We start from the raw sequence: 19,497 nt of genomic DNA, 5'->3' as shown, positions 1-19,497 counted from the left end.
ACGTCCCCATTCCGGGCTGTTCCACGCCCTCGCCGACGGCCCTCCGTGAAGGAGCCAGCCATGTCGATGATCCGTGACCTGCGCGCCGCCGTGCGCCCGTCCCTGCGCCCCTCCCTCCGTAAGACCAGCGCCCCGCACAGCGGGTACGACACCACCCGTGACCCGTCCGCCTCCAGCGCCGTCGTGGACTGCGCGGTCTACCGCGACGGCTCCCGGGTGGCGGCGCCCGCGACCCCGACCCCGCACGAGGCGATGCTTCAGGTGCGCGAGGACGGCGGCTTCGCCTGGATCGGTCTGCACGAGCCGACGGAGGAGGAATTCGCGGGCATCGCCCGGGAGTTCGGGCTCCACCCGCTCGCCGTGGAGGACGCCGTCCACGCCCACCAGCGGCCCAAGCTGGAGCGGTACGACGACACGCTGTTCACCGTCTTCAAGACGATCCACTACGTGGAGCACGACGAACTGACCGCGACCAGCGAGGTCGTGGAGACCGGTGAGGTGATGTGCTTCACCGGCCGGGACTTCGTCATCACCGTCCGGCACGGCGGCCAGGGCTCCCTGCGCGCGCTGCGCCACCGCCTCCAGGAGGACCCCGAGCTCCTCGCCAAGGGCCCCTCCGCCGTGCTGCACGCCATCGCCGACCATGTGGTCGACGGGTACATCGCGGTGGCGGAGGCGGTGCAGGACGACATCGACGAGGTGGAGATCGACGTCTTCTCCACCCCGGCGAAGGGCGGCCGGCGCGGTTCGGACGCGGGCCGGATCTACCAGCTCAAGCGTGAGGTGCTGGAGTTCAAGCGGGCCGTCTCGCCGCTGCTGCGCCCGATGCAGCTGCTCAGCGAGCGGCCGATGCGGCTGATCGACCCCGACATCCAGAAGTACTTCCGGGACGTCGCCGACCACCTCGCCCGGGTCCAGGAGGAGGTCATCGGCTTCGACGAGCTGCTGAACTCGATCCTCCAGGCCAATCTGGCGCAGGCGACCGTCACCCAGAACGAGGACATGCGCAAGATCACCTCCTGGGCGGCGATCATCGCCGTACCCACGATGATCTGCGGGGTCTACGGCATGAACTTCGAGTACATGCCCGAGGTGGAGTGGAAGTACGGCTATCCGATGGTGCTGGGCGTCATCGGGGCGGTGTGTTTCTCCATCCACCGCATCCTGAAGCGCAACGGCTGGCTGTGAGCTCGAAAGGCCCCGCGCGAGGCCCTAAGCTCCCGGCCATGACTGACGGAGCCGACGCGCTGCTGGAGAGGGCCCTCGTCGAGGAGGCCACGAAGAAGTCCGGCCTCATCTGGGTACGGGCCACCGGGCCCGCCCGTGCCGTCTGGCACATCTGGCACGAGGGCGCGGCCCACCTCGTCGGGGACGGCCCGGGCGAGCAGCCGCTGCCCCCTGGGCTGACCGACGGCGGGAGCGCCGAGGTGACCGTACGCAGCAAGGACAAGGGCGGCCGGATCGTCGCCTGGACCGCGGGGGTACGGGTCCTGGCGCCGCACTCCGAGGAGTGGGAGGCGGCCGTCGCCGAGCTGAAGGGCAAGCGGCTCAACGCGCCGGACGCCGAGGTGATGACCGAGCGCTGGGCGCGGGAGTGCGCGGTGGTGCGCCTGACGCCCGGGGCGGTCAGCACCGATCTGCCGGACACCTCGCTGGCCGCCGCCCCGCTGCCGACCGCGGCGACCACCCGGCGGCCCGTACCGGCCGCGCTCCCCAGGCTGCTGCTGAAGCGGCGCCGGGGGAGCGCGGACGCGTAGTCGCCTGAGAGCTCAGCCGGAGGACTTGGGGAGCTGGCCGCCGTAGTCCACGGTGTCGTCCTTGTCCGGGGCCTCCAGCGGGAAGGCGCGCCCCCAGTCGGCCAGGGAGACCGTGCCCCCGCCGCCGCCCCTGGCCACCCGCACCGGGTACGGCTTGCCCTCCAGGGAGACGTCCAGCGCCCCGCCCTCGCCCTTGCCGCCCAGGAGCTGGATGGTGCGGTGCCCGGCGACCGTGTCCCGGCTGCCCTTGTTCAGGGTGCCGTGCAGCGGCAGCAGACCGCCGAGCAGGACCTTCTTGTCGGTGAAGCCGCGCAGCTGCCGGTAGCTGGGGTCGTCCTTGGGGACCTTCACGTACTTGCCGCCCAGCTTCTCGGCGGCCTCCTGGTCGGACGGACTCACCTTGCCGCCCTCGTCCTCGTGCACCCAGAAGTCGGCGTCGGCCTTGATGAAGAGCTCGTCCTCGATCCGCAGCAGCACGAAGTTCCGCTTCTTGGAGGAGACCGACCCCGTGCCGCCCTTGTCGCTGAGCTTCATGTTCAGCATGTAGGTGCCGCCCTTGCTCACCAGGGTGCCCGCCAGCCGTACGCCGTCGGCGCTGTCGGCCGCCGCTCTGGTCTTCGCGTCGATCTGCTGCGCGGAGAGTTTCCCGATCCCGTTGGTCCCCTTGTCCGGGTCCTCGCCCGCGCAGGCCGTGAGGGCGGCGACGAGCCCCCCGCAGAGCGCGAGCGCGAGCGCGGTCCGGTGATGATTCCGGACTGCCGGGGCAAAAGAGGTCACGGGCGTACTGCCTCTCAACTGCGATCGGGGGGCAGAGCGCAGCGTACCCGGGCTCCGGGCACCGTCCGGCAGCCCACCGTACGGCCGGGTCCGCCGGGGCGCGGTACGGCGGCAGGGGCTAGCCTGATCCCGCGTACGGCTGTCCGCGCACGACTGCCCGCGTACGGTGAAACGCCCTGGTCGGTGCGGAGCGTCGGCACAAGGCGTCAGCACAAGGCGGCGGCCGGACACCGGCGGAGCAGCGGCCGGACACGGTGGCGCAGCGGCCGACCACCGGCGGCACGAGAGACGAGGAGGCGGAGCATGGCGGCAGGAGCCCCCCGGGTCTTCGTCTCGCACCTCGCCGGAGTGCCCGTGTTCGACCCGAACGGGGACCAGGTCGGCCGGGTCCGCGATCTGGTGGCGATGCTGCGGGTCGGCGCACGGCCGCCGCGCATCCTGGGCCTGGTCGTCGAGGTGATCAGCCGACGGCGGATCTTCCTGCCGATGACCCGGGTGACGGGCGTCGAGTCCGGCCAGGTCATCACGACCGGTGTCGTCAACATGCGGCGCTTCGAACAGCGGCCCACCGAACGGCTCGTCCTCGGCGAGTTCCTCGACCGTCGCGTACGGCTGGTGGAGAGCGACGAGGAGGTCACCGTCCTGGACGTGGCGATCCAGCAGCTGCCCGCCCGCCGGGACTGGGAGATCGACAAGTACTTCGTCCGCAAGGGGCGCGGCGGGGCGCTGCGCCGCAAGGGCGAGACGTTGACGGTGGAGTGGTCGGCGGTCAGCGGCTTCTCGCTGGAGGAGCACGGGCAGGGCGCCGAGAACCTGGTGGCCACCTTCGAACGGCTGCGCCCCGCCGACGTGGCCAACGCCCTGCACCACCTCTCCCCCAAGCGCCGGGTCGAGGTGGCCGCCGCGCTGGACGACGACCGGCTCGCCGACGTCCTGGAGGAGCTGCCCGAGGACGACCAGGTGGAGATCCTCGGCAAGCTGAAGGAGGAGCGGGCCGCCGACGTCCTGGAGGCGATGGACCCGGACGACGCGGCCGACCTGCTCTCGGAGCTGCCCGAGGAGGACAAGGAGCGGCTGCTGACCCTGATGCGGCCGGACGACGCCGCCGACGTACGGCGTCTGATGTCGTACGAGGAGCGGACGGCGGGCGGTCTGATGACGACCGAGCCGATCGTGCTGCGCCCGGACGCCACGGTGGCGGACGCGCTCGCCCGGGTGCGGCAGCAGGACCTGTCCCCGGCGCTCGCCGCCCAGGTGTACGTGTGCCGCTCCCCCGACGAGACGCCGACCGGCAAGTACCTGGGCACCGTGCACTTCCAGCGGTTGCTGCGCGATCCGCCGTTCACGCTGGTCAGCTCCATCGTCGACAGCGATCTGGTGCCGCTGCCCCCGGACACCCCGCTGCCGACGGTGACCAGCTATCTGGCCGCGTACAACCTGGTCTCGGCGCCCGTGGTGGACGAGAGCGGGTCGCTGCTGGGCGCGGTGACCGTGGACGACGTCCTGGACCACCTGCTCCCCGAGGACTGGCGCGAGACCGACTTCCACGGCGAGGGGGGCATCCGGCATGGCCGGTGAGGAGCGGTCGAAGGCCGCGTCGACGGGTTCGTCGGGCCTGGTGCGGCCCCCGCGCACCCGGATCGACCAGCCGAAGTCGCCGGGGCTGAAGCTGCTGCCGGAGTACGACCCGGAGGCGTTCGGCCGGTTCTCCGAGCGGATCGCACGGTTCCTGGGGACCGGGCGGTTCATCGTCTGGATGACGCTGATCATCATCGTCTGGGTGGCGTGGAACGTCTGGGCGCCGAAGGAGCTGCGCTGGGACGAGTACCCGTTCATCTTCCTGACCCTGATGCTCTCGCTCCAGGCCTCGTACGCGGCCCCGCTGATCCTGCTCGCCCAGAACCGGCAGGACGACCGGGACCGGGTCACCCACGAGCAGGACCGCAAGCAGAACGAGCGGTCCATCGCCGACACCGAGTACCTCAGCCGGGAGATCGCGGCGCTGCGGATGGGCCTCGGGGAGGTCGCCACCCGGGACTGGATCCGCTCGGAGCTCCAGGACATGGTGCGGGACATGGAGGACCGCCGGATCGTACGGACATCCGAGAGTGACGAAGGCGACCGCTGACGGGCTACCCGCCCGTAGGGCCCGGCGCCGTAACATCGTCGGTATGGCTACGGAAGACGCGGTGCTTGAGGCACTGGCGACAGTGAACGACCCGGAGATCCACCGCCCGATCACCGAGCTGGGCATGGTGAAATCGGTCGAGATCGATCCTGACGGTGTAGTCGCTGTCACGGTGTATCTCACGGTCTCCGGCTGCCCGATGCGCGACACGATCACCAGGAACGTGACGGAGGCGGTCTCCCGGGTGGAGGGCGTCTCCCGGGTGGAGGTCACCCTCGACGTCATGAGCGACGAGCAGCGCAAGGAGCTGGCGAGCTCGCTGCGCGGCGGCACGGCCGAGCGCGAGGTGCCCTTCGCCAAGCCCGGCTCACTGACCCGGGTGTACGCGGTCGCCTCCGGAAAGGGCGGCGTCGGCAAGTCCTCGGTGACGGTGAACCTCGCGGCGGCGATGGCGGCCGACGGGCTGAAGGTGGGCGTCGTGGACGCGGACATCTACGGGCACAGCGTGCCCCGGATGCTCGGTGCGGACGGCAAGCCCACCCAGGTCGAGAACATGATCATGCCGCCGTCCTCGCACGGCGTGAAGGTCATCTCCATCGGCATGTTCACCCCGGGCAACGCCCCCGTGGTGTGGCGCGGCCCGATGCTGCACCGGGCGCTCCAGCAGTTCCTGGCCGATGTGTACTGGGGCGACCTGGACGTCCTGCTGCTGGACCTGCCGCCGGGCACGGGTGACATCGCGATCTCCGTGGCGCAGCTCGTGCCGAACGCGGAGATCCTGGTGGTCACGACCCCGCAGCAGGCGGCGGCCGAGGTGGCGGAGCGGGCCGGTTCCATCGCCGTACAGACCCACCAGAAGATCGTCGGCGTCGTCGAGAACATGTCGGGCATGCCGTGTCCGCACTGCGACGAGATGGTCGACGTCTTCGGCTCGGGCGGCGGCGCCCGGGTCGCCGAGGGCCTGACCCGCACGGTCGGCGCCGAGGTGCCGGTGCTGGGCTCGATCCCGATCGACGTACGGCTGCGCGAGGGCGGCGACGAGGGCAAGCCGGTGGTCCTGTCCGACCCGGACTCCCCGGCGGGCAGCGCGCTGCGGGCCATCGCGGGCAAGCTGGGCGGCCGCCAGCGGGGCCTGTCGGGCATGTCACTGGGGATCACCCCGCGCAACAAGTTCTGAGAGACCGGAGCCCAGCCCGTCCGGACCTCCACCCGGCCCGTCCGGCGTTCGAGGACATCGTGTGACCCGAGCGCCGGACGAGGCCGGCCCGTCGGACCCGTCCGGACGCCCACCCAGCCCGTCCGGCGCTTGAGGACGAAAGCGGCCCGCCGGACGCCCCCGGCCCTACGCGTAGCTCGCGATGTCCTTGATCACCGCGAAGCCCAGACCGTACGCGCTCATCCCCCGCCCGTACGCCCCGATGTGCACGCCCTCGTGCGCCGACCCGGCGAGCACCCAGCCGAACTCGGACTCCCGGTAGTGGAACTCCACCGGAACCCCGTCCACCGGCAGGGAGAGCGTCGACCAGGGCGCGGAGCCGAGGTCGTCGGCGAGGGTGAACGCCGTCTCGGTCTGCTGGTCCAGCCAGTCGTCGCGCAGGGTGTGGTCCATCTGCGGCGGCCAGGTGTACGCGAGCAGGCCCGAGCCGGCCAGCCAGGCGGCCGAGGAGACCGTGGTGGCGTCCAGGACCCCCGTACCGTCGCCGCTGCGTCTCACGGGGCTCGCGGCGACCGTGATGACGGCCGCGAACCGCTCCTTCTCGGCGGCGGAACCGTCCGTCTTCACCGAGGGCTCGTCACCGTGCCCGGTCGAACCGTGCTGCACCGTGCCGTCCGCCGCCGTGCCGACCTGCATCAGCCAGCGCGGACCGGTGAAGGCCTCGTCCAGCCCGTACCAGGGGAACGGGGCCTCCAGATAGCCGTCGACGGTACGCCGCCGGGCCGCCGGCACCTCCTCCGCCGTGACCGTGCCAGGGGCACCGTCCGTATCCACCCGACTCGTCGTCTCCATCTGAGCGGCCGCCTCCTCGATCAGTCCTGATCCGGAGCGGCCCGCCCCCCGCGGGCATGGGCGTCCTCGCAACCGGACAGATGGAGAATAGCCATACCGTCCGGACGAGTCGGGATTGACCTGGTGTCAGGTGGCGTCCGCATCGAACGGCGGCCGCTCGCTCTGCGCCTGCGGCGGGGTCTTCTTCAGCAGGTCAGGGGTGGTGTCACCGGTCTTGGTGAGGCTGGGCGAGGTCGTGGTGGCCGACGCGCCCGCCGAGCCGTTCGCCGCACTGTTGGCGGAATCCGGTGCGGGTGTGCGGCCGTTCACCGCGTCCGTGACGTCGGCGATCTCCTTGCGCAGGTCGAAGCTCTCGCGGATCTCCTTCAGCCCCAGGTCGTCGCTGCCGTCCATCAGCTGCTTGCGGACGAACGTCTTGGGGTTGAGGTCCTCGAACTCGAAGTCCTTGAACTGCGGGCCCAGCTCCGTACGGATGTCTTCCTTGGCGCTGTCCGAGAACTCACGGATCTTGCGGATGGTGCGCGTGACGTCCTGGATGAGCTTGGGCAGCTTGTCGGGGCCGAAGACCAGCACGGCCAGGACTCCGATGGTCAGCAGCTCCAGTGCGCCTATGTCATTGAACACCTAGCTGCTCCTCGTGTTCTCCGCGTGTTCTCCGCCTGATGCCGACGTCCGCGGCAGGCTGGGTCGGGTGCCCGGACCGCTCAACGGTACCTGGCCGAGCTGTCCGGGCGGTACCTCGCCATGTCGCTCACGTGCCGCTCGCCGAGCCCAGCGTCAAGGTGACGGACAGCTCCTTGCCACCTCGGGTGAGCCGCAGCTCCAGCCGGTCGCCCGGCCGGTGGGCGCGGATCTTCACGATCAGCTCCTCCCCGCTGTGCACCCGCTGGCCCTGGACGGCGGTGATGACGTCGCCGGAGCGGATGCCCGCCTTGGCGGCCGGTCCGTCCTTGGTGACCGCGGGGCCGTCGTCGGCGCCCTTCACGCCGACCTTGGCGCCGTCGCCGGTGAACTTCATGTCCAGCGTGACGCCGATCACGGGGTGGGTCGCCCGGCCGGTGTTGATCAGCTCCTCGGCGACGCGCTTGCCCTGGTTGATCGGTATCGCGAAGCCGAGGCCAATGGAGCCGGACTGGCCGCCGCGCTCGGGCCCCTTGCCGCTGTCGGCGGCGCGGATGGCGCTGTTGATGCCGATGACATGGGCCTGGGTGTCGACCAGCGGGCCGCCGGAGTTGCCCGGGTTGATCGGGGCGTCGGTCTGGAGGGCGTCGACGTAGCTGATGTCGCTGCCGTCGCCCTTCTCGCCGCCCGCGGTGATCGGCCGCTGCTTGGCGCTGATGATGCCCGAGGTGACCGTGTTGGACAGGTCGAAGGGGGCGCCGATGGCCACCACGGGGTCGCCCACCCGGACGTTGTCGGAGTTGCCCAGCGGCAGGGGCTTGAGGCCGGAGACCCCCTTGACCCGGACGACGGCGAGGTCGTAGCCGCTGTCCTTGCCGACGAGCTCGGCGGCGGCCGTCTCGCCGGTGCTGAACGTGACGGTGATGTCCCCGCTGGAGCCGGCCGGGGCGACGACGTGGTTGTTGGTGAGGATGTGGCCCCGGTTGTCGAGGACGAAGCCGGTGCCCGTGCCGGACTCGGCGGTGCCGCTGACGTGCAGGGTGACCACGCTCGGCAGGGCGCTGGCAGCGATGCCCGCGACGCTCTCGGGGGCCCGGTCGCCGTTGTCGTGGCTCGCCTGGGGCAGCTCGACGGTGGTCAGCCCGCCATGGCGCTCGATGTACGCGCCGACTCCGCCGCCGATACCGCTGGCGACCAGGGTCAGCAGGAGCACCCCGGCGAAGGCCCCGCCCCGGCGGTTCTTCCGGCGCCCCGGCTCGGTGCCCGGCGCCGGTCCCGTCTGGGTCAGCGGCTGCCCGGGCGCACCCCACGGGTCGTACTGGAGCCACTGCGAGGCCTGCGGCTCCCCCGCCCCGGCGTACGGCGCCTGCTCCGGAGCGCCCGGAGGCGGTACGGGGGTGGGCTGCGGCGGCAGGGGCGACGACTGCTGCGGTGGTACGGGGGCGGGTTGCGGCGGTACGGAGGTGGGCTGCGGCTGTACGGGAGCGGTGTGGGGCGGCACGGGGGCGGCCTGGGTCTGCGGTGGTACGGGGGTGCCGTGGGCCGGGGTCGGCCGCTGGACCGGCGGCGCGGGCGCCCACGGTCCGGGGCCGCCGTACGGCGGGGTGCTGTACTCGTCGGGCTCATGCAGCGGCACCCCGGACGGGCGGGACGGCTGGGCCGACTGGGACGACTGGGACAGCTGCGGCTCCCGGCCACCGGGGTGGGCGGTGGCGCCGGAGCTGCCGGGGTGCCCGGTGGTGTCGGGGTGGGCGGTGGTGCCGGACTGGGCGGTGGCGTCGGAGCGTCCGCTACCGCCGGGGTGCCCGGCACCGCCGGGACGGGCGGCGCTGTCAGGGTGGACAGGGTCACCAGAACGGGCGGCGCGCTCCGTGTGCCCGGACGGGGGCACGGCCTCGCCCTCGCCCGTGCCCGCCTCCCGGTCCTCTGGCTCGGCGCGGCCGGGCCGCCCCGCCGTGGGGCGGCTCCACCACTTCGCCTGGGGCCCGGTGGGCTTCCCGTCGTCCATGCTCTCTCCGCAACTGGCCTCTGCACGCCCCACAGAGGCGTCCCTCCCCGGGATTCAACCAGGTCGGCGGGGCCCTGCGCAGGGCCCCGTCACGGTTCGGACGGAGCCCGGCCTGATCCGGACGGCAGGGCTCGGGGTCCGGACGGGGGACTCAGGGGGAGAGCGGGCTCGCCAGGTCGTTGGTCGGGGCGGCCGGAGCCGGAGTCGAGGGGGCCGGCGGTGTGACCGCCTTCGCCGTCGAACCGCTGCCCAGCACCGCCGCGAGCAGCGGGGTCGAGCCACCGCTCGGACGTATCAGCGGCGGCGGCACGGAGACGTTCAGCACCGGGAACGCGAACGGGTGGCCGCCCGATGCCGACGTGCCGAGCAGCAGGGGCGTCGCCATGTGCGCGCGCGGGGACAGGGGCGGCTTCACCACCGGGGCATGGGTGAGCGAGGGGGACGGCCGGTACGCACCGGTCGACGACACGTCGACGGCGGACCGGTCGGCCGACAGGGGCTCGCCGCCCACCGACTGGGCACCGCCCCGGCGGCTGACCGCCTCGGCGGAGCCTCCGGCGCGGGTCTCGGCGTCGAGCGGGGTCACGCTGTTGCCGCTGCCCTCGGCGCGCGGGACGGATTCGGAGCCGTAATCCAGCGGCAGGCTGCCGCCGAGCGCGAGCGCTGCCAGGGAGACGGCACCGGCCGCGGCGAAGGCGAAGCGCCGGCCGCGCCACGGGGAGCGCTCGGCGTCCCGGGCCACCTCGTGTATGCGGAAGGCGGAACGGTGACCGCCCGGGAGGGCGGTGGAGCCGTGGGGGGCCGGGAAATAGCCGAACTCGTCCAGCGGGGAGGAGGAGGGGGACGCGGCGTCGCCTCGGGTGGAGCCGGAGGACCGGGCCGGGGGGAAGAACTCGTCGGCGAAGGGCCCGCCGGAGCCGAACGGCCTGCCGCCACCGGGGCCGTCGCCGCCAGGACCCCCGGGAAGGCCCTGGAGACGGGCCAGGAACCCCTCGGAGGGCGAGGGTGAGGCGGACATGGCGAAGGCGCTCTTGAGGCGGCGCTGGGCGTCGGCCTCGGCCTTGCACCGGGCGCAGGTCGCCAGATGGGCGAGGACCCGCTCGCGGGCATCGTGATTGAGCTCGCCGTCGACCAGCGCGGCGAGCCGGTCCCCCAGATGCGCTTCGGCCGGGGTGGGACCGGTGGGACCTGTACCGCTCACGCCGTTCCGCCCTCCCCTGCCAGGACCGCGTCCGCCAGGGAGCGCTGCTCGGCGCGGGCCTCGGGCGAACGGTGCTTGAGCGCCTTGCGCAGATGCGAGCGGCCGCGGTGGATGCGGCTGCGCACGGTGCCGAGCTTCACCCCGAGGGTGGCGGCGATCTCCTCGTAGCTGAGGCCCTCGATGTCGCAGAGGACGACGGCGGCGCGGAATTCGGGCGCGAGGGTGTCCAGCGCCTGCTGCACATCGGCGTCGAAGTGGGTGTCGTTGAAGACCTGCTGCGGCGACGGCTCCCGGCTGGGCAGCCGCTCGGCCGCGTCGTCACCGAGCGAGTCGAAGCGGATCCGCTGCTTGCGCCGGACCATGTCGAGGAAGAGATTGGTGGTGATGCGGTGCAGCCAGCCCTCGAAGGTGCCGGGTGTGTAGGTCGACAGCGAACGGAAGACCCTGACGAAGACTTCCTGCGTCAGGTCCTCGGCGTCGTGCTGGTTGCCCGTCAGCCGGTAGGCAAGGCGGTACACGCGACCGCTGTGCGTGCTGACGATCTCTTCCCATGAGGGCGGGGTCCACGCCTGAGAATCCGCATCAGAGGCGAAGGTCGCGGTCGGTGCGGAGTCTTCGGAAGAACGGTCAGCAATGTTGGTCACGGATTTCGGCTCACCGGCCGACCTGAGAAGGCGCCGCAGCACCCCGCCCCGATCCACAGGCGCAGCCGCACCTCCCCTATCGGCTCTGGTGGTGTCCAGTGGAGCCCCTACCATAGCCACCTCGCCCGTTAGCTCCGGATAAGCCTTTTTCCCTGCTGGGGCCGGGCTTCACCCGGAACTTCGCGACAGCCGGCCGGTCCGATCCGCGGGCCGGGCAGCTGCGCTTTCCCCACTCCTTGCACAACGCCCGGTCCCATCTGCGGGTTCCCGGGTCCAGCGGATACAGTCACCGTTGCGCCAACTACGGGGACAGGAGAGGGTCATTACCGCCAACCGGCAGACGAGCTGGAGCCTCGCCGACGCCTTTGTCGCCGAGGACGAAGCTCTGCACCGGGCCCGGGACCGGGCCCGCGAGCTGGGTCTCCGCTCGGTGTCACCCGGCACCGGTGCCGCGCTGCGCCTGCTGGCCGGCGCCGCGGGCGCCAAAGCGGTGGCGGAAATCGGTACGGGCACGGGCGTGTCCGGCATCTATCTGCTGCACGGGATGCGGCCGGACGGGGTGCTGACCACGGTGGACCCGGAGCCCGAGCGGCAGCAGTTCGCCCGGGAGGCGTTCCGCGAGGCGGGCTTCGCCTCCAACCGGTCCCGCTTCATCCCCGGCCGCGCGCTGGACGTCCTGCCCCGGCTCGCGGACGGCGGTTACGACCTCGTCTTCTGCGACGGCGACCGGCTGGAGAGCCTCGACTGCCTCGCTGAATCGTTGCGCCTGCTGCGCCCCGGCGGCCTGGTCTGCTTCGAGGGCGTCTTCGCCGACGGCCGCACCGTCGACTCCGCCGCCCAGCCCGCCGAGGTGCTGCGGCTGCGGGAGCTGCTGCGCGCGGTGCGCGAGAGCCAGGAGCTGATGCCGACGCTCCTGCCGGTCGGGGACGGGCTGCTCTGCGCGGTCCGGCGCGGCTGACCCCGTACTCGTAGCAACAACGCCTGTGAACGCACCACTGCCCGGTACGGAGATCCGTACCGGGCAGTGGTGAAGGTGATGGGCGTTCCGCGTCAGCCGACGACCTTCTTCAGCGCGTCGCCGAGGGCATCGGCCTCGTCCGGAGTCAGCTCGACAACAAGCCGACCGCCGCCTTCGAGCGGAACGCGCATGACGATGCCCCGCCCCTCCTTTGTCACCTCGAGCGGGCCGTCGCCCGTCCGCGGCTTCATGGCCGCCATGCTCGTTCCCCTTCCTGAAACCAGCTCATCGCAACCGGCGGCCCCATGACAGGCGCTGCCTCACCGGCATCGAACACATTGCTTCTTCGCCATTATCCCGCATCAACGACCCTGATGACCAACATCGCTCTGCATCGCTTGCGCAACGCGCTCTCTCAAAACCACTCAATTCGGCGATCCGGCTGCGATACTGCGCCACTCCGGGCCCCCAGGTGAGAGCCAATTGTTAGACGCAGGTCACATCTGCGGGCCGCCCCGCGTCGGCCATGCTTGCCTCCAGTGGCAACGATGCCCGAGCAGTGAGGGGACAAGCACCATGGCCGACGAGCTGGCTAACACCGTGCTCTACGACGTGACCGACGGTCTCGCGACGATCACGATCAACCGACCCGAGGCGATGAACGCCCTGAACACCGCGGCGAAGGTCGCGCTGCGGGACTCTCTCCGGGCCGCGGCCGCGGACCCGGGTGTACGGGCGGTTCTGCTCACGGCCACCGGGCGCGCCTTCTGTGTCGGCCAGGACCTCAAGGAGCACATCGCCACGCTCGCGGCGACCCGTGAGGCGGGCGACGGCAACGCGCTGAGCACGGTGCGCGAGCACTACAACCCGATCGTGCGGGCGATCACCGAGATGCCTAAGCCGGTCGTCGCCGGGGTGAACGGTGTCGCGGCCGGGGCCGGGTTCGGGTTCGCCCTGGCGGCCGACTACCGGGTGGTCGCCGACACCGCCTCCTTCAACACCTCGTTCGCGGGCGTCGCACTGACCGCCGACTCGGGCGTGTCCTGGACCCTGCCCCGGCTGATCGGGCAGACCCGCGCCGCCGATCTGCTGCTCTTCCCGCGCTCGATCCCCGCGCAGGACGCCCTGGAGCTGGGCCTCGTCAACCGCGTGGTCCCGGCGGCCGAGCTGGCCGAGCGCGCCGCCGAGGTGGCCCGCACCCTGGCCAACGGTCCGACGGTGGCGTACGCGGCGCTGAAGGAGTCGATGGCGTACGGCGCCGGGCACACGCTCGCTGAGACGCTGGAGAAGGAGGACGAGCTCCAGACCCGGGCGGGCGCGTCGCAGGACCACACCATCGCGGTGGAGGCGTTCCTGAAGAAGGAGAAGCCGGTCTACCTGGGGAAGTGACCGCTCATCCCACGGTGGCCCCGCCCCGGGCCGCGCAGTCCGCGAGGTGGTCGTCGACCAGTCCGCACGCCTGCATCAGGGCGTAGGCGGTGGTGGGGCCGACGAAGCGGATCGAGCGCTTCTTCAGCTCCTTGGCGAGCGCGGTGGACTCCGGGGTGACGGCGGGGACGTCGTCCAGTCCGCGCGGGGCGGGGCGGCCGGCCGGATCGGGGGCGTACGACCAGATCAGCTCGTCCAGCTCCCCGGCCGGCCAGTCGGCGAGCACCTTCGCGTTGGCGAGGGTGGCGTCGACCTTGGCCCGGTTGCGGATGATGCCCGGGTCGGCGAGGAGCCGCTCCCGGTCGGCGTCGGTGAACTTCGCGACCTCGGGGATGCGGAATCCGGCGAAGGCCGTACGGAAGGTCTCGCGGCGGCGCAGGATCGTGAGCCAGGACAGGCCGGACTGGAACGCCTCCAGGCAGAGCCGCTCGAACAGGGCGTCGTCCCCGTGGACCGGGCGGCCCCACTCGGTGTCGTGGTAGGCGAGGTAGTCCTCGGTGGAGAGCCCCCAGGGGCAGCGCAGCCGCCCGTCGGGAGCCGCGACGGCTCCGCCGCTCATCGCCCCTCCCCTTCCGTGCGGCCCGGGCCACCGGCCTGCGGGGCGTCGCCGGGCTCGGCGGGCCGGTCCCCCGGCTGCTTGAACAGATCGGCGCCCGTGCTCACCGCGGAGGCCTGGGCCCCGGCCAGGGCGGACTCCAGCTCCGCGATCCGGGCGTCCCGCTCGGCCAGCTCCGCGCCGAGCCGGGAGAGCGCCTCGTCGACGTCCGCCATCCGGTAGCCACGGGCCGCCATCGGCAGGCGCAGGGCCTCGATGTCCGCCCGGCCGACCGGGCGGCTCGCGGGCAGGGGGTCGGTGAACCGCTGGGGCTCCACGTCCTGGAGCACGGCGCTCCCGCCACCGCCGACCACCGCGAGGGTGACCGCCGTGACGACCACGACCATCGTGAGCAGCAAGAACCAGAACACGCGCATCTCCCCGGGAGCGGAAACCTCGTCCGGCTCCGATCGTGCCATGCGGCACGGACAGTCGGGGCCGGCCGTTGCCGACCGTTAGGGTCGCAGGCGGACTACTGAGGAGGAAACAGGGGATGGCAAGCGGTGCACTCAGGCTGGGGCGGCGGGAATTCGGGCCGCACGAGCCGGTGATCATGGCGATCGTGAACCGGACCCCGGACTCCTTCTACGACCAGGGCGCCACGTTCCGGGACGAACCGGCGCTCGCCCGGGTCGAGCAGGCGGTGGCCGAGGGGGCCGCGATCATCGACATCGGCGGGGTGAAGGCGGGCCCCGGCGAGGAGGTGAGCGCCGAGGAGGAGGCGCGCCGCACGGTGGGGTTCGTCGCCGAGGTCCGCCGCCGCCACCCGGACGTGGTGATCAGCGTGGACACCTGGCGGCACGATGTGGGCGAGGCGGTCTGCGAGGCCGGGGCGGACCTGCTGAACGACGCGTGGGGCGGGGTCGACCCGAAGCTGGCGGAGGTCGCCGCGCGGTACGGGGTGGGGCTCGTGTGCACGCACGCGGGGGGCGCGGAGCCGCGGACGCGGCCGCACCGGATCGCGTACGACGACGTCATGGCGGACATCCTGCGCGTGACGGTCGGGCTTGCGGAGCGGGCCGTGGAGCTCGGGGTGCGGGCGGACGGGATCATGATCGACCCGGGGCACGACTTCGGTAAGAACACGCGGCACTCCCTGGAGGCGACGCGTCGCCTTGAGGAGATGGCGGGGACGGGGTGGCCGGTGCTGGTGTCCCTGTCCAACAAGGACTTCGTGGGCGAGACGCTGGACCGGCCGGTGAAGGAACGGGTCATCGGGACGCTGGCCACGACGGCGGTGTCGGCGTGGCTGGGGGCTCGGGTGTACCGGGTGCACGAGGTGGCGGAGACGCGGCAGGTGCTGGACATGGTGGCGTCCATCGCCGGGCACCGGGAGCCGGCGGTGGCGCGGAGGGGGCTGGCGTAGGGGTTGCCGCCTGCCCGGCGGGGCGGGGTCCGGGGCGCTGCCCCCGAGCCCCGCTCCTCAAGCGCCGGAGGGGCTGAAGAGATGTCCTCAATCGCCGGGCGGGCTTGATTTGCCGGACGGGCTTGATTTGCCGGGTGGGCTGGAAGTTACCGCCCGACCTCCTTCGTCACCAGCGTCACTGCCTCCTCCACGTCGTCCGTGACGTGGAAGAGCAGCAGGTCCTTCTCCGAGGCCTTGCCGCCGGCGACCACCGTGTCGCGGAGCCAGTCGACCAGGCCGCCCCAGTAGGCGGTGCCGAAGAGGACGATCGGGAAGCGGGTGACCTTGCCGGTCTGGACGAGGGTGAGCGCCTCGAAGAGCTCGTCCAGGGTGCCGAGGCCGCCGGGCAGGACCACGAAGCCCTGCGCGTACTTCACGAACATCGTCTTGCGGACGAAGAAGTAGCGGAAGTTGACGCCGATGTCGACGTGCGGGTTGAGCCCCGACTCGAAGGGCAGCTCGATGCCGAGGCCGACCGAGACGCCCTTCGCCTCCCGGGCCCCCTTGTTGGCCGCCTCCATCGCGCCGGGGCCGCCGCCGGTGATCACCGCGAAGCCCGCGTCGACCAGGGCCTTGCCGATCTCGACCCCGGCGTCGTACTCCGGCGATCCGGCGGGGGTGCGGGCCGAGCCGAAGACGCTGATCGCGCTCGGCAGCTCGGCGAGCGCGCCGAAGCCCTCGACGAACTCCGACTGGATGCGCATCACCCGCCACGGGTCGGTGTGCACCCACTCGGAGTCGCCCTCGGAGTCCAGCAGCCGCTGATCGGTCGTGCCGGGCTGGACCTGCTCCCTGCGGCGCAGTACCGGACCCAGCCACTGTTCCTCGGGGGCCACCGCGCCCTCGGGGACCTCCGCACCTTCGGGGATCCGTGCGTCCTCGGCGTTGCCCATGTTCCGCTCCCTCCACCGACCTGCGTCGTCCTGGGTCGGGCTGTGTCGTGCTGCGTCCGGCCAGCGTAGATCGGCGAAGGTTACGTACGGGGGAATGCCGTACGTCAAGCGGTCAGCCGGTCAGTCGATCAGTCGGTCAGCCAGGAGCGGAGGCGGTCCTCGCAGTGGGTGATCTTCTCGACCACCACGTGCTCGTCGCGCTTGTGGGCGTACATCGGGTCGCCGGGGCCGTAGTTCACCGCGGGGACGCCGAGGCCGCCGAAGCGGGAGACGTCCGTCCAGCCGAACTTGGGCCGGGCGGTGCCGCCGACCGCCGCCATGAAGGCCTTCGCTGCGGGGTGGGAGAGGCCGGGCATGGCCGCGCCGGAGTGGTCGTCGATGACGATCTCGGCCACCCCGCAGTCGGCGAAGACCTCGCGGACGTGGGCGATGGCCTCCTCCTCGGTGCGGTCGGGGGCGTAGCGGTAGTTGACGACGACGGTGCAGGTGTCCGGGATGACGTTGGTGGCGACCCCGCCCTCGATGCCCACGGCGTTGAGTCCCTCGTGGTATTCGAGGCCGTCGATGACCGGGCGGCGGGGCTCGTACGCGGCCAGCTTGGCCAGGATCGGGGCGGCGGCATGGACAGCGTTGGACCCCATCCAGCTCCGCGCGGAGTGTGCCCGCTCACCTGCTGTACGGAGGTGGACCCGGAGCGTGCCCTGGCAGCCGCCCTCCACCTCGCCTTCCGAGGGCTCAAGCAGGACCGCGAAGTCTCCGGCGAGCCAGTCGGGGTGGGCGGCGGCGATGCGGCCGAGGCCGTTGAGGTCGGCGGCGACCTCTTCGTTGTCGTAGAAGATGAAGGTCAGGTCCCGGTTGGGTTCGGGGACCGTCGCGGCGATCCGGAGCTGGACGGCGACCCCGGCCTTCATGTCGGTGGTGCCGCAGCCCCAGAGGATGCCGTCCGCGTCGAGGCGGGAGGGGACGTTGTCGGCGATCGGTACGGTGTCGATGTGCCCGGCGAGGACGACACGCTCGGCGCGGCCGAGGTTCGTGCGGGCGACGACGTTGTTGCCGTGGCGGTCGACGGTCAGATGGGGCAGGCCGCGCAGCGCCGTCTCGATCGCGTCGGCGAGTGCCTTCTCCTCCCCGCTGACCGAGGGGATGTCGACGAGCCGGGCGGTGAGCGCCGGGCCGTCCAGGGTCAGGTCAAGCGTGCTGTCGGACATGGCCACGACCCTAGAGGACGGCACGCCGGACCTGGCCACGCCCCTGAGGGACCGGGGTATCGGGCCATGAGGGACTGGGGTATCGGCCCCGGCCGAACCCTCCAGTACGGTGGGGCCCGTGCCCCGGACAGCCAGCCCCCGCCGTCGCAGCCGCCTCCTCCGTTACACGGCCGCCCTCGCCGTGCTCGCGGCGCTCGGCGGCTATCTGGCCGTGCAGTACGACTCCTCGAACACCAAGGCCGTGCCGCGCTGTGTGGTGCGCGCCGCCGACGGGGACCACGTGTACGAGATGAGCCTGCACCAGGCGGCGAACGCGGCGACGATCTCCGCCGTCGGGACCACGCGCGGGATGCCGGAGCGGGCGGTGACGATCGCGATCGCCACGGCGATCCAGGAGTCCACGCTCCGCAACATCGACTACGGGGACCGTGACTCGGTGGGCCTGTTCCAGCAGCGTCCCTCGCAGGGCTGGGGCACCGTGGCGCAGATCATGGACCCAGTCCACTCGGCCGGGGAGTTCTACGACCACCTCGCCGAGGTCCCGGGCTACTCGCGGCTCCCGCTGACCGTGGCCGCGCAGCGCGTGCAGCGCAGCGGGTTCCCGCAGGCGTACGCGAAGCACGAGCCGGATGCCGCGCTGCTGGCCGCCGCGCTGACCGGGCGCGAGCCCACCGCGCTGAACTGCACGCCCTCGACGAAGGCCGCGGAGGGCCCGGGGGACGCGGCGAAGGTGCGGGCCGAGCTGATCCGCACCTTCGGCAAGGACGTCCTCCCGGCCACGAAGGCCGCCGGGGCCTCGGCCGCCTCCACCGTCTCGGTGCCCGTACCGGCGGCAGCGCGGGCGAAGGCCGACACCGCGCCCCGGCGCGGCTGGGAGCTGGCGCACTGGGCGGTGGCGCACTCCCAGGAGCTGCGGATCGAGCGCGTGAGCTATGCCGACCGGATCTGGGAGGCCGGTTCGGGCTGGCGCACCGAGAACGCGAAGGACAAGCAGCCCGGCACGGCGGCCGTCGGAATCCGGGTCGCCCAGTAGTACGAAGCGTCACCCGTACGGGCCCTAAGGCCTATCTCCCGGACCCGCTTCGGCAGCACCCTCCCCCTTCCGTTCGTTCCGCACCGATTCCCTTGCCGCCCAAGGGAAGTGACGGTTCGTCGAACGACTTCGGAATGCAGTGTTTGCCCGGGTTCCTCCACTGCGGATTATCGGACGCATTACTTACTCTTTACCTTTGCCCGCCGCAACTTTCCCTCCCCTCCGACCTGTTGTCAGTCCGTCCGGCTCACCGGAACGAATCGTTGACATCTCGTCGAAGGAGCACCATGTCCCTCCCCCTGCCCCGTCGGATCGCTCGTACCGCGCTGCTGTTCGCCGCGGGTGTCGTCCCCGTGGTCGGTGCGGCCGGTGCCGCAGGTGCCGCAGAGCTCCCGCAGACCCCGGACCTGGGCGGCCTGACCGCGCTGGACGGTGCGAGCGTCGGCAACACCCTGGACAGCGCCGCCCAGCAGGGCACCCAGGCGGCCGGTGACACCGGCGGCCGTATCGTCGGCACCGCCGTACCGGCCGCGGGCAAGGCCGCCGGCAACACCGCCGCGGTGGCCGCCCCGGCCGCCCAGGAGACCGCGGGCCAGACCGCGGGCCAGCTGGGCGGGGCCGTCGGCGGTGTGGCCGACGCCGCCGGTGGCGGTCTGCCGACCGACGCCCTCACCCAGGGCGGCGGGCTGCCCACGGGTGGCCTGCCGCTGAGCGGCCTGCCGATCGGCTGACCCACCGCCGTACGACATACGAACGTACGAGAGGGGCGGGGGGGGGGGGGGGGGCCCCGCCGCCCCCGCACCGAGTCAAGACGTAGAAGACGACGAGGGCAA

21 protein-coding genes are annotated in these 19,497 nt (G+C 72.1%); 10 read left to right on the top strand and 11 right to left on the bottom strand.

The genetic code is table 11. The annotated features are described in order from the left end of the window. Positions 1–60 precede the first annotated feature (60 nt). Both ACFW9Z_RS04690 and ACFW9Z_RS04685 read left to right on the top strand, forming a co-directional pair. A complete protein-coding gene (locus ACFW9Z_RS04690; RefSeq protein WP_384634299.1) occupies positions 61–1,188 on the top strand; it encodes a magnesium and cobalt transport protein CorA in 1,128 nt (375 codons plus the stop codon). A 38-nt stretch (positions 1,189–1,226) separates the two neighbouring features. Continuing rightward, positions 1,227–1,757 (top strand): hypothetical protein, encoded by a 531-nt coding sequence (locus ACFW9Z_RS04685; RefSeq protein ID WP_384634296.1) that lies wholly within the window; start codon positions 1,227–1,229, stop codon positions 1,755–1,757. A gap of 12 nt (positions 1,758–1,769) precedes the next feature. Here ACFW9Z_RS04685 and ACFW9Z_RS04680 read toward each other — a convergent pair whose 3' ends face one another. Beyond that, on the bottom strand, positions 1,770–2,534 hold the full coding sequence (locus tag ACFW9Z_RS04680; RefSeq protein WP_384634294.1) for a hypothetical protein: 765 nt from the start codon (positions 2,532–2,534) through the stop codon (positions 1,770–1,772). A 303-nt stretch (positions 2,535–2,837) separates the two neighbouring features. Here ACFW9Z_RS04680 and ACFW9Z_RS04675 point away from each other — a divergent pair, with 303 nt between their 5' ends. The 3 genes from ACFW9Z_RS04675 to ACFW9Z_RS04665 are packed head-to-tail and all read left to right on the top strand — an operon-like array spanning position 2,838 to position 5,839. After that, positions 2,838–4,112 carry a magnesium transporter MgtE N-terminal domain-containing protein gene (locus ACFW9Z_RS04675; RefSeq protein WP_384634291.1) on the top strand — a complete coding sequence of 425 codons (1,275 nt, stop codon included), beginning with the start codon at positions 2,838–2,840 and terminating at the stop codon, positions 4,110–4,112. After that, a complete protein-coding gene (locus tag ACFW9Z_RS04670; RefSeq protein WP_384634288.1) occupies positions 4,102–4,662 on the top strand; it encodes a DUF1003 domain-containing protein in 561 nt (186 codons plus the stop codon). The genes ACFW9Z_RS04675 and ACFW9Z_RS04670 overlap by 11 nt, the downstream gene beginning before the upstream one ends. A 43-nt stretch (positions 4,663–4,705) precedes the next feature. Then, positions 4,706–5,839 carry an Mrp/NBP35 family ATP-binding protein gene (locus tag ACFW9Z_RS04665; protein WP_384634285.1) on the top strand — a complete coding sequence of 378 codons (1,134 nt, stop codon included), beginning with the start codon at positions 4,706–4,708 and terminating at the stop codon, positions 5,837–5,839. A gap of 165 nt (positions 5,840–6,004) precedes the next feature. On the opposite strand, the gene ACFW9Z_RS04660 is transcribed toward ACFW9Z_RS04665, so the two are convergent. The 5 genes from ACFW9Z_RS04660 to sigE all read right to left on the bottom strand — a co-directional run bounded on the left by ACFW9Z_RS04660 (position 6,005) and on the right by sigE (position 11,258). Next, a complete protein-coding gene (locus tag ACFW9Z_RS04660; RefSeq protein WP_384634282.1) occupies positions 6,005–6,670 on the bottom strand; it encodes a hypothetical protein in 666 nt (221 codons plus the stop codon). Between the two features lie 126 nt (positions 6,671–6,796). Further along, entirely contained in the window at positions 6,797–7,294 is a 498-nt protein-coding gene (locus tag ACFW9Z_RS04655) for a sec-independent translocase (RefSeq protein ID WP_384634279.1), read from the bottom strand. Between the two features lie 127 nt (positions 7,295–7,421). Continuing rightward, on the bottom strand, positions 7,422–9,299 hold the full coding sequence (locus tag ACFW9Z_RS04650; protein ID WP_384634276.1) for a trypsin-like peptidase domain-containing protein: 1,878 nt from the start codon (positions 9,297–9,299) through the stop codon (positions 7,422–7,424). A gap of 151 nt (positions 9,300–9,450) precedes the next feature. After that, the gene (locus ACFW9Z_RS04645) at positions 9,451–10,500 is read right to left on the bottom strand and encodes an anti-sigma factor family protein (protein ID WP_384634273.1); all 1,050 of its coding nucleotides are present in this window, start codon (positions 10,498–10,500) and stop codon (positions 9,451–9,453) included. Further along, positions 10,497–11,258: an RNA polymerase sigma factor SigE gene (sigE, locus tag ACFW9Z_RS04640; RefSeq protein WP_179500089.1), complete on the bottom strand. Its 762-nt coding sequence runs from the start codon at positions 11,256–11,258 to the stop codon at positions 10,497–10,499. Before sigE ends, ACFW9Z_RS04645 begins: the two co-directional genes overlap by 4 nt. Positions 11,259–11,436: 178 nt before the next feature. Between sigE and ACFW9Z_RS04635 the strand changes: the two genes are divergently transcribed. Continuing rightward, positions 11,437–12,102, top strand: a complete 666-nt coding sequence (locus ACFW9Z_RS04635; RefSeq protein ID WP_384634269.1) for an O-methyltransferase — start codon at positions 11,437–11,439, stop codon at positions 12,100–12,102. A gap of 92 nt (positions 12,103–12,194) precedes the next feature. Here ACFW9Z_RS04635 and ACFW9Z_RS04630 read toward each other — a convergent pair whose 3' ends face one another. Further along, positions 12,195–12,362 (bottom strand): DUF3117 domain-containing protein, encoded by a 168-nt coding sequence (locus ACFW9Z_RS04630; protein WP_003966491.1) that lies wholly within the window; start codon positions 12,360–12,362, stop codon positions 12,195–12,197. A gap of 316 nt (positions 12,363–12,678) precedes the next feature. Here ACFW9Z_RS04630 and ACFW9Z_RS04625 point away from each other — a divergent pair, with 316 nt between their 5' ends. Continuing rightward, positions 12,679–13,491: an enoyl-CoA hydratase/isomerase family protein gene (locus ACFW9Z_RS04625; protein WP_384634266.1), complete on the top strand. Its 813-nt coding sequence runs from the start codon at positions 12,679–12,681 to the stop codon at positions 13,489–13,491. Between the two features lie 4 nt (positions 13,492–13,495). Here ACFW9Z_RS04625 and ACFW9Z_RS04620 read toward each other — a convergent pair whose 3' ends face one another. Continuing rightward, complete coding sequence (locus ACFW9Z_RS04620; protein WP_384634264.1) at positions 13,496–14,089, bottom strand: DNA-3-methyladenine glycosylase I; 594 nt, start codon at positions 14,087–14,089, stop codon at positions 13,496–13,498. Continuing rightward, entirely contained in the window at positions 14,086–14,502 is a 417-nt protein-coding gene (locus ACFW9Z_RS04615; RefSeq protein WP_384634629.1) for a cell division protein DivIVA, read from the bottom strand. Before ACFW9Z_RS04615 ends, ACFW9Z_RS04620 begins: the two co-directional genes overlap by 4 nt. Positions 14,503–14,618: 116 nt before the next feature. Between ACFW9Z_RS04615 and folP the strand changes: the two genes are divergently transcribed. Continuing rightward, positions 14,619–15,491, top strand: a complete 873-nt coding sequence (folP, locus tag ACFW9Z_RS04610; RefSeq protein WP_384634260.1) for a dihydropteroate synthase — start codon at positions 14,619–14,621, stop codon at positions 15,489–15,491. A 146-nt stretch (positions 15,492–15,637) separates the two neighbouring features. Here folP and ACFW9Z_RS04605 read toward each other — a convergent pair whose 3' ends face one another. Further along, entirely contained in the window at positions 15,638–16,423 is a 786-nt protein-coding gene (locus tag ACFW9Z_RS04605; RefSeq protein ID WP_384634257.1) for a TIGR00730 family Rossman fold protein, read from the bottom strand. Positions 16,424–16,551: 128 nt separating this feature from the next. Next, positions 16,552–17,631, bottom strand: coding sequence for a succinyl-diaminopimelate desuccinylase (gene dapE / locus ACFW9Z_RS04600; RefSeq protein ID WP_384634254.1), 1,080 nt, complete (start codon positions 17,629–17,631; stop codon positions 16,552–16,554). A 118-nt stretch (positions 17,632–17,749) separates the two neighbouring features. Here dapE and ACFW9Z_RS04595 point away from each other — a divergent pair, with 118 nt between their 5' ends. Beyond that, positions 17,750–18,664, top strand: a complete 915-nt coding sequence (locus ACFW9Z_RS04595; protein ID WP_384634251.1) for a hypothetical protein — start codon at positions 17,750–17,752, stop codon at positions 18,662–18,664. 287 nt (positions 18,665–18,951) lie between these two features. Further along, on the top strand, positions 18,952–19,395 hold the full coding sequence (locus ACFW9Z_RS04590) for an ATP-binding protein (RefSeq protein ID WP_384634249.1): 444 nt from the start codon (positions 18,952–18,954) through the stop codon (positions 19,393–19,395). Positions 19,396–19,497 lie beyond the last annotated feature (102 nt).

The organism is Streptomyces sp. NPDC059452 (assembly GCF_042750035.1).
In the GTDB taxonomy this organism is placed as follows: domain Bacteria; phylum Actinomycetota; class Actinomycetes; order Streptomycetales; family Streptomycetaceae; genus Streptomyces.
The sequence above is the reverse complement of the archived record's forward strand: the minus strand, read 5'-3'. Positions and strand labels throughout refer to the sequence as shown.